Origin of the sequence: Streptomyces sp. 2323.1 (genome assembly GCF_900221035.1) — a bacterium.
GTDB classification, from domain to species: Bacteria; Actinomycetota; Actinomycetes; order Streptomycetales; family Streptomycetaceae; genus Streptomyces; species Streptomyces sioyaensis.
In genome coordinates this window covers 1,688,746-1,703,243 of record NZ_LT907981.1, presented here as the reverse complement: position 1 = coordinate 1,703,243, position 14,498 = coordinate 1,688,746, and the positions used below count along the sequence as shown (strand labels likewise).

At 72.9% G+C, this 14,498-nt stretch carries 19 protein-coding genes; 12 read left to right on the top strand and 7 right to left on the bottom strand.

Annotated elements, in window-relative coordinates:
• Positions 1-121: 121 nt before the first annotated feature.
• Positions 122-247 carry a lasso RiPP family leader peptide-containing protein gene (locus CPH93_RS35700; RefSeq protein WP_159394969.1) on the bottom strand — a complete coding sequence of 42 codons (126 nt, stop codon included), beginning with the start codon at positions 245-247 and terminating at the stop codon, positions 122-124.
• A gap of 202 nt (positions 248-449) precedes the next feature.
• On the opposite strand from CPH93_RS35700, the gene CPH93_RS06745 reads away from it, so the two are divergent.
• The gene (locus CPH93_RS06745) at positions 450-1,817 is read left to right on the top strand and encodes a tetratricopeptide repeat protein (RefSeq protein WP_096212270.1); all 1,368 of its coding nucleotides are present in this window, start codon (positions 450-452) and stop codon (positions 1,815-1,817) included.
• A 214-nt stretch (positions 1,818-2,031) separates the two neighbouring features.
• Here CPH93_RS06745 and CPH93_RS06740 read toward each other — a convergent pair whose 3' ends face one another.
• From CPH93_RS06740 to CPH93_RS37225, 6 genes are read right to left on the bottom strand one after another with little or no spacing between them, the layout of a single operon-like run.
• Positions 2,032-2,403, bottom strand: coding sequence for a SchA/CurD-like domain-containing protein (locus CPH93_RS06740; RefSeq protein ID WP_096212269.1), 372 nt, complete (start codon positions 2,401-2,403; stop codon positions 2,032-2,034).
• A 2-nt stretch (positions 2,404-2,405) separates the two neighbouring features.
• Complete coding sequence (locus CPH93_RS06735; RefSeq protein ID WP_093486090.1) at positions 2,406-2,603, bottom strand: ferredoxin; 198 nt, start codon at positions 2,601-2,603, stop codon at positions 2,406-2,408.
• 8 nt (positions 2,604-2,611) lie between these two features.
• A complete protein-coding gene (locus tag CPH93_RS06730; RefSeq protein ID WP_096212268.1) occupies positions 2,612-3,820 on the bottom strand; it encodes a cytochrome P450 in 1,209 nt (402 codons plus the stop codon).
• Positions 3,821-3,852: 32 nt separating this feature from the next.
• On the bottom strand, positions 3,853-4,527 hold the full coding sequence (locus tag CPH93_RS06725; RefSeq protein WP_096212267.1) for a TenA family protein: 675 nt from the start codon (positions 4,525-4,527) through the stop codon (positions 3,853-3,855).
• 23 nt (positions 4,528-4,550) lie between these two features.
• Positions 4,551-6,392, bottom strand: coding sequence for an asparagine synthase (glutamine-hydrolyzing) (gene asnB, locus CPH93_RS06720; protein WP_173909737.1), 1,842 nt, complete (start codon positions 6,390-6,392; stop codon positions 4,551-4,553).
• A gap of 31 nt (positions 6,393-6,423) precedes the next feature.
• Entirely contained in the window at positions 6,424-7,563 is a 1,140-nt protein-coding gene (locus CPH93_RS37225; protein WP_173909736.1) for a nucleotide disphospho-sugar-binding domain-containing protein, read from the bottom strand.
• A 193-nt stretch (positions 7,564-7,756) separates the two neighbouring features.
• Between CPH93_RS37225 and CPH93_RS06710 the strand changes: the two genes are divergently transcribed.
• The 11 genes from CPH93_RS06710 to CPH93_RS06660 all read left to right on the top strand — a co-directional run bounded on the left by CPH93_RS06710 (position 7,757) and on the right by CPH93_RS06660 (position 14,492).
• Positions 7,757-8,440: an SDR family NAD(P)-dependent oxidoreductase gene (locus CPH93_RS06710; RefSeq protein ID WP_096212266.1), complete on the top strand. Its 684-nt coding sequence runs from the start codon at positions 7,757-7,759 to the stop codon at positions 8,438-8,440.
• 115 nt (positions 8,441-8,555) lie between these two features.
• Positions 8,556-8,891 carry a TcmI family type II polyketide cyclase gene (locus CPH93_RS06705; RefSeq protein WP_096212265.1) on the top strand — a complete coding sequence of 112 codons (336 nt, stop codon included), beginning with the start codon at positions 8,556-8,558 and terminating at the stop codon, positions 8,889-8,891.
• The gene (locus CPH93_RS06700) at positions 8,888-9,316 is read left to right on the top strand and encodes a cupin domain-containing protein (RefSeq protein ID WP_093486100.1); all 429 of its coding nucleotides are present in this window, start codon (positions 8,888-8,890) and stop codon (positions 9,314-9,316) included. The genes CPH93_RS06705 and CPH93_RS06700 overlap by 4 nt, the downstream gene beginning before the upstream one ends.
• Positions 9,313-10,599, top strand: coding sequence for a beta-ketoacyl-[acyl-carrier-protein] synthase family protein (locus CPH93_RS06695; protein ID WP_096212264.1), 1,287 nt, complete (start codon positions 9,313-9,315; stop codon positions 10,597-10,599). Before CPH93_RS06700 ends, CPH93_RS06695 begins: the two co-directional genes overlap by 4 nt.
• A complete protein-coding gene (locus CPH93_RS06690) occupies positions 10,596-11,846 on the top strand; it encodes a ketosynthase chain-length factor (protein ID WP_096212263.1) in 1,251 nt (416 codons plus the stop codon). The genes CPH93_RS06695 and CPH93_RS06690 overlap by 4 nt, the downstream gene beginning before the upstream one ends.
• A complete protein-coding gene (locus tag CPH93_RS06685; RefSeq protein WP_093486106.1) occupies positions 11,843-12,103 on the top strand; it encodes an acyl carrier protein in 261 nt (86 codons plus the stop codon). The genes CPH93_RS06690 and CPH93_RS06685 overlap by 4 nt, the downstream gene beginning before the upstream one ends.
• A 2-nt stretch (positions 12,104-12,105) precedes the next feature.
• On the top strand, positions 12,106-12,573 hold the full coding sequence (locus tag CPH93_RS06680; RefSeq protein WP_096212262.1) for an SRPBCC family protein: 468 nt from the start codon (positions 12,106-12,108) through the stop codon (positions 12,571-12,573).
• A gap of 16 nt (positions 12,574-12,589) precedes the next feature.
• Positions 12,590-13,036, top strand: coding sequence for a DUF1772 domain-containing protein (locus CPH93_RS06675; RefSeq protein ID WP_231977209.1), 447 nt, complete (start codon positions 12,590-12,592; stop codon positions 13,034-13,036).
• 45 nt (positions 13,037-13,081) lie between these two features.
• Positions 13,082-13,834: an SDR family NAD(P)-dependent oxidoreductase gene (locus CPH93_RS06670; protein ID WP_006602365.1), complete on the top strand. Its 753-nt coding sequence runs from the start codon at positions 13,082-13,084 to the stop codon at positions 13,832-13,834.
• Positions 13,834-14,193 (top strand): antibiotic biosynthesis monooxygenase family protein, encoded by a 360-nt coding sequence (locus CPH93_RS06665; protein ID WP_093486114.1) that lies wholly within the window; start codon positions 13,834-13,836, stop codon positions 14,191-14,193. Before CPH93_RS06670 ends, CPH93_RS06665 begins: the two co-directional genes overlap by 1 nt.
• Complete coding sequence (locus CPH93_RS06660) at positions 14,190-14,492, top strand: antibiotic biosynthesis monooxygenase family protein (protein ID WP_096212260.1); 303 nt, start codon at positions 14,190-14,192, stop codon at positions 14,490-14,492. The genes CPH93_RS06665 and CPH93_RS06660 overlap by 4 nt, the downstream gene beginning before the upstream one ends.
• The last annotated feature ends 6 nt before the right edge of the window (positions 14,493-14,498 follow it).

The window sequence follows — 14,498 nt, the reverse complement described above, 5'->3', positions numbered from 1 at the left end:
GGTGAAAAGCGGACGCCGGGCCGCTCAAGTCCGCGCCCCAGCACGACCCTCGCGGCCCGGCGCCCTCACACCCGGTGCCGGCCGGGGCGGGTGGCCCCACCGGCTCCGGGCAGAACGCGGGTCAGGCGTTCTTGTACTGGGTGTCGTCGGCGGTGTCGAAGTTGTTCGTGCCCAGCGTCACCTCGGCGACGTCCCCGGCGTCCAGGACGACCGGCGCGCTGTAGACGGGCTTGGTGGTCTGCTCCATGATCGAAACCTCCAGGTTCTTGCGTCCCCTGCACCCTCCAGTGGGCGCGAGGCAGACGGCCGTGCCGGGCCGAACGGCAGGGACGGGGGAACCGCTTGGTCCCCGCCGCTCGGCCTGCTGAACAGTCAACCCACGGCCGGGGTGCGGCGGTACGGTGGCGGGCAGGGCAAGGGGTATATCGGGTATACGGGCAGGTGCTCCCATGGTCACGCGCACGCCAAACCAGCAGCTCAAAGAGCTCGTCGCTCAGTCCGGCCTGACCTATGCGGCCGTAGCCAAGGCCGTGCGCGCGGTGGCCGCCGAGTGCGGCACGGTTTTACGCACCAACAAGTCCACCGTCGAGCACTGGATCGCCGGCGTCACACCCCAAGGCGACGCCGGCCGCTACCTCGCCGTCGCGCTGTCCAGGCGGCTCGGCCGCCTGCTCACCCCTGCCGACCTCGGGCTTGCCCCGCCGGAGGAGGATGACAGCATCGGGCTGGCCCTTGCGGACGACCCGATCGACGCCCTACTGCCGATGTGGAGGTTCGAGTTGGACCGCCGCCGCTTCCTCACCACCTCCGCCTACTCGGTGGCCGCCGCCGCCCTGCCCCTGACCTACGTACAGGAGATCGCCGACCGCACCGCCGCGGTCCGTGGCAGCCACACCGTTGGCATGGCCGAAGTCGCCGCCGTGCGCGACATGGTGCGCGTCTTCTCCGAGATGGACGAACGCCACGGCGGACAACACGGCCGCAGCGCGCTCGTGCAGTACCTGCGCGACGACGTCGCCCCCCTGTGCCGGGGACGCTTCCGCACCGAGGAAATGCGTCAGCAGATGCTCTCCGCCGCCTCCCGTGGTGTGCATCTGCTGGGCTGGAAGTCCTACGACGCAGGCCAACAGGGCCTCGCGCAGCGCTATTACCTTCAGTCCTACGCGCTCGCCGTCGAATCCGGCGTCACCGGGCACGACGGATTCGTGATGCGCACGATGGCCATGCAAGGGCTCAAGTTGCACCGTCCCGAACACTGCCTAGGCCTGGCAGAGACGGGACTGAACCGCGCCAAAGGCAAGGTGGACGCCCAGACCGAATCCCTCTTCCGCGTCGTCCACGCCCACACCCTGGCCAAAGCCGGACAGCGCACGGCCGCCCTCGCCGAAGCCGAGCGGGCGAGCGCCCTGCTGACTGCCGACCCCGGTGACGAAGTGCCGTTCTGGGCCCTGGCCTGGGGACCCCCGGCAGCGTCGGTGTACTCGCGCAACGCCAAGGTCTACGAGACGCTCGGCGACCACCGGTCCGCCGCCGAGCACTATGGCCGCGCCGCCGGCGCCCGCCCCGCGGGCACCTACGCCCGCATCGTCGCCCTGGACCTGGTCGCCGGCGCCGAAATGCAGCTCAAGCGCGGCCAGATCGAGCAAGCATGCACCACCTGGAACCAGGCCCTGGACCACATGGACGGCGTGCGGTCCGTGCGCACCCGCAAGGCCGTCACCCGCATGCGCGGCGACCTCGCCCGCTTCCGCGCCCGCGGCGTACGCTGCGCGGCCGAACTGGACGAACGCGCCATCGACTTCCTCGCCACCGCCTGATCCGACGGTTCGCCAGCAATCTGTGCGGCCGCAGCCGGAGGGCTACTGCCAGCGGCAGATGGTCGATGCGGTGCGCAATCTGCCGGGATCATCGACGCACAGTCGGTGAAGGGAGCGGCGTCGGTGCCGGCCGCCACCGGTTCCCGCCCCGCCAGCACCCCCCACTCCGCTCCGGCAGTCAAAGACGGCCGGAGCGGAGCAAACGGCCCCCGCCTCAGCCGCGCGGCACCCCCATCTGCGTCACACACCGCAGCAAGCTCTGCCGGAAGGTGCGGACGAACCCCTCGACGGTGTCGGTGTCGCGCGGCGTGTTCAGGTACGGCTTCAGGCGGCGTTCCACCTCCTGGACGCCGGGCTGGCCGGCCATGTGGCGGGCGACGGCGTCGAGGTCGCCCTCGTACTCGATGACCCGCACCAGCGTCGCGTCGCGGACGAAGACCGCGGTGGCCAGGAGGCGGGCGGCCGGTGTGCCCCCGGAGGGCCCGGGCACCGACGGTGAACCGACCCGGCGGAAACCCGAGAAGACCTCGGCCACTTCGTCCTCGCACCCGGGCCGGATGTCGTAGGTCAGCGCGGCGAACGGCACCCCTACGCCTCCTCGTCGAGGTGGATCGAGCGGGTGGGGCAGCTGCGGGCGGCATCGCGTACGGCCGCCCGGGAGCTTTCCGGCGGCTCCGGGTCCAGGACGAGGACATGGCCCTCGTCGTCCTGGTCGAACACGTCCGGAGCCCGGTAGACACACAGACTGCTGACGGTGCAGGTGTCTCGGTTGGCGGTGACGCGCACGGTTCCTCCTACCAGGTGACGGGGATCTCGGTGAAGCCCTCGGTGAATCCGCCCAGGCCGCGGGGGAGTTGGTCGCCGGTGACCGCGAGCCGCAGGTCCGGCAGCCGTTCGAGCAGTGAGCGGGTGGCGACCTGGAGTTCCATACGGGCCAGTGCCGCCCCGGCGCAGTAGTGGAGGCCGGCACCGAAGGTCATGTGGTGGTTGTCCGTACGGCGGATGTCGATCTTGAAGGGTTCGGGGAACACCTCCTCGTCCATGTTGGCCGACTCCTCGGACAGCAGGACGCTGGTGCCCTTCGCGATCACGGAACCGTCCGACAGCGGGATGTCCTCCACGGCGTACCGCAGGGTGCCGATCGAGGAGCCCATGATCTGGGTCCGCAGCAGTTCCTCGACCGCGCCCGGCACCAGCGACCAGTCCGCCTGGATCTCCTTGACCAGGTCCCGGTGGTGCAGCAGTACCGCCGCGCTCGCGCCGATCTGGCTGGCGGTGGTGACGTACCCGGCGATCAACAGGCCCTGGGTCCAGAACTGCAACTCGTGCTCGGAGAGCCGGTTGTTGTCCTCGTCGCGGGCCTTGATCAACCCGCTGACCAGGTCGTCGCCGGGGGTCGTGCGCTTGCTGTCGATCAGCTCGCCCAGGTAGCGCCACAGCCCGTCCCGGCACTGCTGCATCTCCTCGACGGGCAGCTTGCTGACGGACAGGAAGCCGTCGACGAGGTACCGGAACCGGTCCATGTCCGCCAGCGGTACGCCGAGCAGCCGGCAGATCACCCGGATCGGCAGCGGGAAGGCGAACGCCTCGTTGAGGTCGAGTGGACGGGGCCCGGCGGCCATCGCGTCGATGAGCTCGTCGCACACGGCCTGTGCCACCGGCCGCAGCGCCTCGACCCGGCGCGCCGTGAAGGCCCGGGTGACCAGACCGCGCACCCGGATGTGGTCCGGCGGGTCCGGGTTGATCTTCGGGTCGGCGAACAGCTCGTTGTCGGCCGAGATCCGCGCGACGTCCGGGCGCTGCTTGCGGGAGATGTTGCGGCTCAGCCGGTGGTCGGCGAAGAGGGAGCGCACGTCGGTGTACCGGGTCACCATCAGCGCGCGGTCACCGCTGGGCAGCGTCACCTCGACCGCCGACCGGCTGCGCAGACCGCGCAGCGCCTCGGGTATCTCCATCGGCGGGGACCAGGGGAACGGGTAACGGACGGGGGAAGGGGAAGACATCGACGTCCTTGCCTCTCATGGTGGGAGCGGGGTCAGGGCCGGACGGGCCAGTCGGGACGCGCCCAGGCGCTCTCGGCGAACGTCCACTCGTAGCGGACGCTCAGCGAGAAGAAGTCGGTGAGTTGGGCGCGGTCGCGCTCCGAGCCCTGTTGCGCGATCTCCTCGGCGACGCTCAGATAGCGCTCGACGACGCGCCCGTAGCCCTCCGCCGGTTGATACAGCGCGATCCACGGCGCATAGCGCGATCCGGGTGCGCAGCGTCGCGCCAGGTCGGTGGAGACCTGGTGGTTGAACCACGCCATGGGCAGCAGCGCGCCGATGGCGGCGGCCGGTGAGGTGGTCGCCGCGGCCTGGAAGAAGGAGCAGTGGGCGCGGGCGAGCGGGTCCGCCGGCGCGTCGGCGGCCGGCGCGCGCAGGCCGAGGTCGGGGGCGAGCTTGGTGAAGGCCTCCCGCAGCCGGTCCCGGGCCTCCAGCGTGCCGACCGCGGCCCGGGCGAAGAACACCGCGTGCGCGTCGTCGGCCGCGGTCGCGGCACACCGGGCCAGCGCCCGCCCGTACGCGGGCAGCAGGTGCCCGGTGTCCTGCTCGACGAAGTGCGTCAGCGCCGCACCGGGGAGCGAGCCGGACCGCAGCCCGGCCCAGAACGGATGGTCGAGCACCTCGCGCAGCACCGGATCGGCCCTCGCGATCAGCCGGTCTCGCAGCATGGGAGCTTCCTCTCGGGTAGGGGTCACAGCGCCAGCCGGACGTGGTAGTGCCGTAGCCAGGAGTCGAGTTGGAGCACCATCTCCACGTCGCGGCGCTCCCCCCAGCCGGTGGTGCGCACCGGCCGGCCCTCGGCCAGCAGCCGTCGGGCGGCCGGCACGTCGAGCAGCGGGCGTACCGGGGAGTGCGGATCGGCGACCAGCTCCGCGAGCCGGTCGCGCAGCACCTGGCCGTAGCCCGGGTCCTGGGTGATCGGGAACGGGCTCTTGGGGCGGCGCAGCACCCGCTCCGGCAGCAGCCCGGCCAGCGCCGCGCGCAGCGGGCTCTTCTCCTCGCCGCCGTACCGCTTCAGCCGCCAGGGGATGTTGAAGGCGTACTCGACGAGCCGGTGGTCGCAGTAGGGCACCCGCACCTCCAGCCCGACCGACATGCTCAAGTGGTCGTTGCGGGTCAGCAGCAACGGCAGCCACCGCGTCATGTGGAGGTAGCCGACGCGGCGCAGCAGCGCCTCCCGGGCGTCCTCGCCCGGCACCTCGGGAACCTCGCGCACCGCCTCGGCGTAGCGGTCCGCGGAGTAGCCGGGCACATCGACCTTCTCCAGGAGGGAGCGGTCCAGCAGCCCGGTGCTCATGCCGTGCGGCGCGACCCCGAAACCCATCGTGACCCAGGGGAAGTTGCCGCTGTCGACCAGGTTCTCGTCGCTGAACGACCGGTACCCGCCGAAGAGTTCGTCGGCGACCTCGCCCATCAGCGCCACCGTCGAGTGCTGCCGGACGGCCCGCAGCAGCAGGTACAGCGAACGGTCCATGTCCGGGGTGGGCCGGGGCAGGTCCTGCGCCGTCATCGCGGCGTGCCCCACCACCGGATCGGCCAGGTCCTCGGTGCGCAGGACGACCGGCTCGTGGTCGGTCCCGACGAAGGCGGCGACCTCCGCGGCGTGCGGGGCGTCCGGGCTGTGGTGCCAGAAGTCCTGGCGGAAGCGCTCCGCGTGCCCCTCGAAGTCCACCGCGAAGGTCCGCGGGCGCTGCCCGTGCCGCGCCGCCAGCGCGACGATCGCGCTGGAGTCCAGTCCGCCGGAGAGCAGGGTGCACAGGGGGACGTCGGCCACCAGATGGGACGCCACCGAGTCGGTCAGCAGCCCCCGCACGGTGTCCACCGTCGTCGGCCAGTCGTCGGTGTGCGCGCGTCCCGGGAGTGACCAGTAGGCGCGCTCGCGGAACCCGCCGTCCCGGACGGTCAGCACGTGCCCGGCCGGCACCTGCCGGATGCCGGAGTAGATGGCGTGCCCGGGCGTGGCGATGTACGACAGCAGCTCCGCCAGCCCCTCGCTGTCCACCGCCGAGTCGACCAGCGGGTGCGCGAGCAGGGCCTTGACCTCCGAGCCGAACAGCAGGCCGTGACGGGTCGGCGCGTAGTACAGCGGCTTGACCCCGAGCCGGTCGCGGGCCAGCAGCAGTTCCTGCCGCCCGGTGTCCCACACCGCGAAGGCGAACATCCCGTCGAAGCGGTCGACGCAGTGCTCCCCCCATTCCAGGTAGGCGGCCAGCACCACCTCGGTGTCGCTCGACGTACGGAAGGTGTGGCCGCGGGCCGCCAACTGGCCGCGCAATGCACGGAAGTTGTAGATCTCGCCGTTGTAGGCGAGGACCGCCCGCACCGTGCCGTCCCGCTCCGCGGTCATCGGCTGCCAGCCGCCCGGCGGGTCGATGACGGCCAGCCGCCGGAAGCCGAGCGCGACCCGCCGGTCGGCCCACACCGCCTCGGCGTCCGGCCCGCGGTTGGCCATTGCGGCCACCATCGTGCGGACCGTGCTGCCGTGCTCGGTCAGGTCCCGCTCGAAGTCGATCCACCCGGCCACTCCGCACATGTCGTCCCCTCGTCACTCGTCACAAGGCCGCTCACGCCGGCCGACGGGCCGCGGACACCAGGTCGCCGACGCGTGCGGACGGCGGAGGCTGGCGACGCATCTCCTCCTGAAGCCGCCGGGCGCACGCGCGCACGGCGCCGTCCGCCAGCAGCCGCCGGCACTCCTCCCGCAGCCGCTCCGGCGTCGCGTCCGCCGCCGGCAGCAGCCGCCCGGCACCGACGCCCGCGACCGCCCCCGCGTGCCCCGCGTGGTCCGGCAACTGCGGTACGAGCAGCAGCGGGACACCGTGATGGAGCGCGGTGAGGACGGTGCCGGCGCCGCCGTGCGCGACCACCAGGTCACACGCGTCCAGCAGGCCGTGCAGGGGCGCGTCCACCACCACCCGCACGCCCTCGGGCAGCCGGCCGAGCAGCGGCGCCTGGGCTGCCGAGACGGCCGCCACCAGCTCCACGCCCAGCGGGTGCAGCGCCCGCACCACCTCCGGGAGCAGGAACCGCCGGGCCGACAGCTTCGCCATCGTGTGCCCCCACGTCACACACACCCGCGGCCCGGCCGTCTTCGGCAGCGTGACCGGCCGGCCGCCCCCGTTGAACGGCACGTACCGCACCGGGACGGCCGGCGGCGCGGCGGCCGGCCGCAGCGACGGGGGAGTGGGATCGACGGTCAGCGCGCCGAATGGGTCGACGGCGTCCAGCCCGTACCGCTCGGCCAGCGGCGCCAGCAGCCCGGGCAGCACGGTCGCCGCCCGGGCCAGCAGATCCGTCCCGTACAGATGCCGCACGGCCGGTACCCCCTGCACGGCGGCCGCCAACGGGCCGGCCAGCGCGGTGGGTTCGTAGACCACGACATCCGGGCGGAAGCCGGCCGCCAGCGCGACCAGCCCGTCGGTCATGGACTCGGCGTGCGCGAGGAACATCTCCGCCGCCCGTGGGCCGCCGCCCCCGCCGGCACCGGGCCGCGGTGCGCCGATCACATAACGGCGCACCATGGCCACCGCGTCGACATCGTGGCCGACCACGGCCGCCGGCAGCCCGCACCGGCCGATCTCCGCGGCCAGCGCGGGCTGGCTGGCCACGAGCACCTCGTGTCCGGCGGCGCGGCAGGCCCATGCCTGTGTCACGAGTGCGTACAGGTGCGACGGCCAGGCCCAGGTGGTGAACAGCAAGCGCATCTCGGTGCGTCCCTTCCCGCCGCGGTTGCGGCCATCGTGTGGGGCGCTGCTCGTGGCGGGCTCGAAGACCGCTGGGCACCGAGGTCGGCGCCGCCTCACCGGGCGTCGAGCCCGCGCGGGGATCGTGGGCCCCTGATCCGCCCGCACACCCCACTCGTCCGCACACCCACCCGTCCGCACAGAGGGGAGACCGGTGACGACCCCCCGCACCGCCCTGGTCACCGGGGCCAACCGCGGCATCGGACTGGCCACCGCCCAGGCGCTGTACCGCGCCGGCTGGCGCGTCGTGCTCGCCGCCCGGGACCGGGACGCGGCACGGGCCGCGGCCGCCGGAACCGGGCCACACGCCGTGGGAGTGGCCCTCGATGTGACCCTGCCCGAGAGCGTGGCGGCCGCCCGCGCCGCGGCCGGCCCGGTCGACGCGCTGGTCAGCAACGCCGGCGTGCTGCTGGATGCCGGGTACGACCCGCTGACGGTCCCGGTCGACCTGGTCCGCGCCACCCTCGACGTCAACGTCCTGGGCGCCTGGCGGGTCTGCCAGACCTTCGTGCCCGAGATGGTCCGCGCCGGCTGGGGCCGGGTGGTCCTCCTCTCCAGCGGCACGGGCACGTTCACCCACGGGCTGTTCACCGGCGCCCCCGGCTACTCCCTGTCGAAGACCGCGGTCAACGGGCTCACCACACTGCTGGCCGCCCACACGCGCGGCACCGGTGTGCTCGTCAACGCGGTCAACCCCGGGCGCACCCGGACCCGGATGATCCCGGACGCCCAAGGCACCGTGCAGGACGCCGCCGACGACGTCGTGGCCGCCCTCGGGCTGCCCGACGACGGCCCCACCGGGGTGCTGTTCCGCCGCGGACGGACCGTCGGCTGGTAGCGCATCCACCCCACCGGACACCGGCTCCACACCCGCTTGATGTCAGCTCCAGCCGGCTTCCAGACCGCTCTGCGACGGTCGGTCGAAGAGCCCACGCACCCCTGAGGAGGGCGCTGTGCACCGCACGCTGATCGTCGCCAGGCTGAAGACCGACGACCCCGCGCGCATCGCGGACGTCTTCGGCGCGTCGGACGCGACCGAACTACCGCACATGGTGGGCGTGTCCCGCAGGACCCTGTTCACCTTCCACGACCTGTACTTCCACCTCGTCGAGGCGGACGAGGACATCGGCCCGAACCTCTACCGGGCGCGCAGCCACCCGCTCTACTCCGACATCAACACCCGGCTCTCCGCACTCGTCTCGCCGTACGACCCCGGCTGGAAGGAACCCAAGGACGCCATGGCGTTCCCGTTCTACGTCTGGACGGCGGAGCAGGGGAGGATCCGGTGACCGCGGAGCTGCCCCGCAAACTGAACGCCGCCGACGTCGCCGCCAACCGCCGCCGGGGCGGTGAGCTGCGGGTGACGCTCAGCCCCCGGACCGTCGGCTGCACATCCGGCTTCGGCGGCGTGCTGCACCTCGCCCCGGGTGAGGTCGTCACCGAGCACTACCACCCGTACTCCGAGGAGTTCCTCCATGTGGTGCGCGGTGCGCTGGAGATGACGATGGACGGCGAGCCGGTCGCGCTCGCCGCCGGGGACTCGCTGTTCGTGCCGATCGGGGTGCGCCACCGGCTGGTGAACGTCGGGGACGAGCCCGCCACGGGCGTCTTCCACCTCTCGCCGCTGGCGCCGCGCCCCGAGCTCGGCCACGTCGACACCGAGCCCGTCGTCGCCGCCGCCGAGCCCCATCCCGACGTCCGGGCGGACCGGTGAGCGCTGAGAAGGCGGTCATCACCGGGATCGGGGTGGTGGCACCGGGCGCCGTCGGGCGGGAGGCGTTCTGGGAGCTGCTGGCCGCCGGCCGCACCGCCACCCGGCGCATCACCAGCTTCGACCCGGCCGCGTTCCGCTCCCGCATCGCCGCCGAGGTCGACTTCGACCCGGGCGCGTGCGGGCTGACGCACCAGGAGGTCCGGCGGATGGACCGGGCGGCGCAATTCGCCGTCGTCAGCGTGCGCGAGGCCCTGGCGGACAGCGGGCTGCACATGCCGGCGGCCGACCCCGGGCGGGTGGCGGTCTCCCTGGGCAGCGCCGTGGGGTGCACCACCAGCCTGGAGCGCGAGTACCAGGTCCTGTCCGACGACGGGCGGAACTGGCTGGTGGACCACACCTACGGCGTGCCGCACCTCTACGGCTACATGGTGCCCAGCTCGCTGGCCGTGGAGGTGGCCCGGGAGGTGGCGGCGGAGGGGCCGGTGGCGCTGGTCTCCACCGGCTGTACCTCGGGCCTGGACGCGGTCGGGCACGGCGCCCAGCTCATCGAGGAGGGTTCCGCCGACGTCGTCCTCGCCGGGGCGACCGACGCGCCGCTCTCGCCCATCACCTCGGCCTGCTTCGACGCCATCCGGGCCACCTCGCCCAACAACGACGACCCCGCGCACGCCTCCCGCCCGTTCGACGCCGACCGCGACGGCTTCGTCCTCGGCGAGGGCGCGGCGGTCCTGGTCCTGGAACGGGCCGGCGCGGCGCGGGCCCGTGGCGCGCGGGTCTACGCCGAGATCGCCGGCTTCGCCAGCCGCAGCAACGCCCACCACATGACCGGACTCCGCCCCGACGGCCGCGAAATGGCCGAGGCGATCACCACCGCGCTGCGGCGGGCCCACCTCGCGCCGTCCGATGTCGACCACATCAACGCCCACGGCTCCGGCACCCGGCAGAACGACCGGCACGAGACGGCCGCCTTCAAACGCAGCCTGGGCGAGCGCGCCTACGAGGTACCGGTCAGCTCCATCAAGTCCATGATCGGGCACTCGCTCGGCGCCATCGGGTCCCTGGAGGTCGCCGCGTGCGCCCTCGCCCTGCGCGAGCAGGTGGTCCCGCCCACCGCCAACCTGCATACCCGGGACGCCGAGTGCGACCTCGACTACGTGCCCCTGACGGCACGGGAGCACCGCATGCACACCATCCTGAGCGTCGGCAGCGGGTTCGGCGGGTTCCAGAGCGCGACCGTGCTGGCCCGCCCGCGCACGGGGCACGCCGGAAGGGGGCGGCCGTGACCACCCCCCGCGCAGCCGTCGTCACCGGCATCGGCGTGATCGCGCCCACCGGCCTTGGAACGGACGCGCACTGGCAGGCCGTGCTGGCGGGGAAGACGGGCATCGGTGCCCTCAGCCGATTCGACCCCTCGCCCTACCCGGTCCGGCTGGCCGGCGAAGTACCCGGCTTCGACGCCCTGGAGACGCTGCCGCGCCGGCTCGTCCCGCAGACCGACCGCTGGACCCACCTGGCGCTGTGGGCCGCGCAGGCCGCGCTGGCGGACGCCGGCATCGACCCGGCCGCGCTCCCCGAGTACGCCATGGCGGTGGTCACGGCCAGTTCCTCGGGCGGGACCGAGTTCGGTCAGCACGAGATGGAACGCCTCTACCGCAACGGCCCCTCGTGGGTCGGCGCGTACCAGTCGATCGCCTGGTTCTACGCCGCCACCACCGGCCAGATCTCCATCCGGCACGGGATGCGGGGACCCTGCGGCGTGCTCGCCTGCGAGCAGGCGGGCGGGCTCGACGCGATCGGCCAGGCCCGGCGCCTGCTGCGGGACGACGTCCAACTGGTCGTCACCGGCGGCACGGACGCCTCGCTGTGCCCCTACGGCCTGACCGCCCAGCTCTCCGGCGGCCACCTGTCCACGGTGGAGGACGCGGCCCGCGCCTACCTCCCCTTCGACCAGGACGCGAGCGGAGCCGTACCGGGCGAGGGCGGGGCGATCCTGGTCGCCCAGGACGCCTCGTCCCTCCCGGCCGGCGCCGGGTACGGCGTCATCGCCGGCTACGCCGCCGGCTTCGACCCGCCCCCGGGCTCGCCCCGCCCCCCGGTCCTGCGACGCACGCTGGAACGCGCCCTGGACGACGCCGGGACCGCTCCCGGCGAGGTCGACGTCGTCTTCGCGGACGGCAGCGGGGTGCCGGAACGCGACCGCACCGAAGCCCGGGCGATCGGCGCCGTCTTCGGGCCGCGCGCGGTGCCGGTGACGGTGCCCAAGGCCCTCACCGGACGGCTCTACGGCGGCGGCGCGGCACTCGACGTGGCCACCGCGCTGCTCGCGCTGCGCGACGGCGTCATCCCGCACACGGCGGGCACCACCCGCCCGGCGCCCGGCTACGACATCGACCTGGTCACCGGGGCCCCGCGCTACCGGCGACTGCGGGTGGCCGTCGTCCTCGCCCGCGGGTACGGCGGCTTCACCTCGGCCATGGTCCTGCGCCGGACCGGGGCCGGCGGGAACGACGAAGGAGAGGAGACGGCATGAGCGGCTACACGCTGGACGAGCTGCGCGTGGTGATGCGGGAGAGCGTGGGGGTGGACGAGTCGGTGGACCTGTCGGGGGACATCGCCGACGTCACGTTCTCCGACCTGGGCTACGACTCGCTCGCCGTACTGGAACTGGCGAGCCAGGTACAGCGCGCGGTGGGCGTCCCCATCGCCGACGAACTGGCCCTGGAGGCGCCGAGCCCGGGCGCCTTCGTGGCCTGTGTCAACCAGGCACTGACCGAAGCGGGGAGTTGAGCATGTCCGGACACGTCGACAACACCATCGTGATCGACGCACCCATGCCCCTGGTGTGGCAGATGACCAACGACGTCCCCTCGTGGACCACGCTGTTCAGCGAGTACGCGGAGGCCACCGTGCTGGAGCGGGAGGGCAACCGCGTCCGGTTCCGGCTGTCGTTGCACCCCGACGCGAACGGCACGACATGGAGCTGGGTCTCCGAGCGGATCAGCGACCCGGACGCCCATGTGGTGCACTCCCGCCGCGTGGAGACCGGGAACTTCAAGTACATGTGGATCTACTGGGAGTTCCTCCAGGAACACGACGGCGTGCACATGCGCTGGGTCCAGGACTTCGAGCTCAAGCCCGGTCTGCCGATGGACGACGCCGCCATGACCGCCCGGCTGGACACCAACACCGGTACCCAGATGCGGCGCATCAAGGAGCAGATCGAGACGGCCGCCCGGCGCACCGCTGCTCCCCACTGAGGTGACGGCCCTCGTCGTGCCCCTCGTCCTGCTCGCCAACGGCCTGGCGGCGGGGGTCCTGGTGGGCACCCAGCTCGGCGGCTGGCCCCTGCTGGCCTCGCTGCCGCCGCAGCGCTACGTTCACGCCCACGCCTTCTTCGCCACCCGCTACGACCCGTTCATGCCCGTGTGCTTCTTCGGCACCGTGCTCGGCGACGTCCTCCTCGCCGCCTGGGTACCGCAGACCGCGGCCCGCTGGGCGTTCGGCGGGAGCGTGCCGTTGGTGCTGGCGGCCGTGGTCATCTCGGTCACCAGGAACGTGCCGGTCAACCGGTGGATCCGGTCGCTCGACCCGGAGGCGCTGCCGCCGGACTTCGCCGACCGGGACCCCCGCCCGCACTGGGGGGTGTGGAACCGCGGCCGCTGCGTCCTCGCCGTCGCCGCGCTGCTCGCCAACTGCCTGGGATGCGGCCTGCTGCTGTGAGCGGGCGCGCCGTCTCCCACCTCATCTCACGAAGGGAAGGCTGCTGTGCAACTCCACCTCGAAGGTAAGAAGGCCCTGGTCACCGGCGGAACCCGGGGCATCGGACGCGCCGTGGTGCTGGCCCTGGCCCGGGCGGGCGCGGACGTCGTCACCTGCCACCGCCAGGAGGGCGACGCCGTCGCCTCCCTGGAGAGCGAGTTGAAGGAGACCGGCGGCAACCACCATGTGCTCCGCGCCGACCTCACCGACCCCGGCCAGATCGCCGGCCTGCTCCGGGAGTGCGCCGACCGGTTCGGCACCCTCGACGTCGTCGTCAACAACGCCGGAGCCATCAGCCACGTCCCCTACGGCGACCTGACGCTCGCCGAGTGGCAGCGGATCATGGACACCAACCTCACCGCCGCCCACCTGGTCATCCAGCACGCCCTGCCGATACTCGGCGAACGCGCCTCGGTCATCAGCCTCGGCTCCAAGTCCTCCGAGGTCGGCATCCCGCTGCGCGCGCACTACACCGCCACCAAGGCGGCGCTGCGCGGCCTGACCCGTTCGCTGGCCAAGGAGTTCGGCCCCCGCGGCCTGCGCTTCAACGTGCTCGCCGCCGGCGTCATCGCGACCGAGGCGCTGGACGCGATGAGCCCGGAGCAGGCCGAGGCGATGCGGGCCCGCTACGGCGCCAAGACGGCGCTCGGCCGGCTCGGTACCCCCGACGAGATCGCCGGGGCGGTGCTCTGGCTGGCCAGCGACCTCTCCAGCTACGTCACCGGCGCCACCCTCGCCGTCGACGGAGGGATCTCCTGATGGGCGAGGTGACGCAGCCGTTCCGGGTGATGCTGCGCATGCAGATCAAGCCGGGCATGGAGCAGGACTTCGAGAAGGTCTGGCGGGACGTCGGTACGTCGGTCACCTCCCACCCCGCCAACCTGGGGCAGTGGCTCTCCCGCAGCCTCGACGAGGAAGGCGTCTACTACATCGTCAGCGACTGGGTGGACGAGCCCCGCTTCCGGGAGTTCGAGACCAGCCGCCGCCACCTCGACCACCGCCGCCACCTGCACCCCTACCGCAGCGATGGCTCGATGACCACGATGACGGTCGTCGCCCACCTCACGGCGGACCCGGACGCGCCGGCCACGCACCGCGACTGGGAGGCCGTCGAATGAGCGACGAGGTCCGGGTGACCGTCCGGCACGTCGCCGAGGACCCCGAGGCGATCGAGAGCGCCTACCACCAGGTCAGCAAGGAAATGGCCGGTGTGGTGGGCATGCTCGGCAACGAGCTGTGGCGCGGACTGGGCGACGACGGCGTCTTCGTGGTCGTCAGCCGGTGGCGTGACGTGGCCGCCTTCCGTGCCTGGGAGGCCGGCGCCGCGCACCGCGACAGCACCTCGCCGCTGCGCCCGTTCCGGGACCACGACGGAGGCCGCCCGTTCGAGATCTTCCATGTCACCGCGGCCTACTGACCGCTG

Bases quoted from the DNA above. Each gene is read 5' to 3' on its own strand.
- CPH93_RS06685 (WP_093486106.1), top strand. From the start codon at position 11,843: ATGAGCGGCTACACGCTGGACGAGCTGCGCGTGGTGATGCGGGAGAGC.
- CPH93_RS06660 (WP_096212260.1), top strand. From the start codon at position 14,190: ATGAGCGACGAGGTCCGGGTGACCGTCCGGCACGTCGCCGAGGACCCC.
- CPH93_RS06745 (WP_096212270.1), top strand. From the start codon at position 450: ATGGTCACGCGCACGCCAAACCAGCAGCTCAAAGAGCTCGTCGCTCAG.
- CPH93_RS06730 (WP_096212268.1), bottom strand. From the start codon at position 3,820: ATGTCTTCCCCTTCCCCCGTCCGTTACCCGTTCCCCTGGTCCCCGCCG.
- CPH93_RS06725 (WP_096212267.1), bottom strand. From the start codon at position 4,527: ATGCTGCGAGACCGGCTGATCGCGAGGGCCGATCCGGTGCTGCGCGAG.
- CPH93_RS06665 (WP_093486114.1), top strand. From the start codon at position 13,834: ATGGGCGAGGTGACGCAGCCGTTCCGGGTGATGCTGCGCATGCAGATC.
- CPH93_RS35700 (WP_159394969.1), bottom strand. From the start codon at position 247: ATGGAGCAGACCACCAAGCCCGTCTACAGCGCGCCGGTCGTCCTGGAC.
- asnB (WP_173909737.1), bottom strand. From the start codon at position 6,392: ATGTGCGGAGTGGCCGGGTGGATCGACTTCGAGCGGGACCTGACCGAG.
- CPH93_RS06680 (WP_096212262.1), top strand. From the start codon at position 12,106: ATGTCCGGACACGTCGACAACACCATCGTGATCGACGCACCCATGCCC.
- CPH93_RS37225 (WP_173909736.1), bottom strand. From the start codon at position 7,563: ATGCGCTTGCTGTTCACCACCTGGGCCTGGCCGTCGCACCTGTACGCA.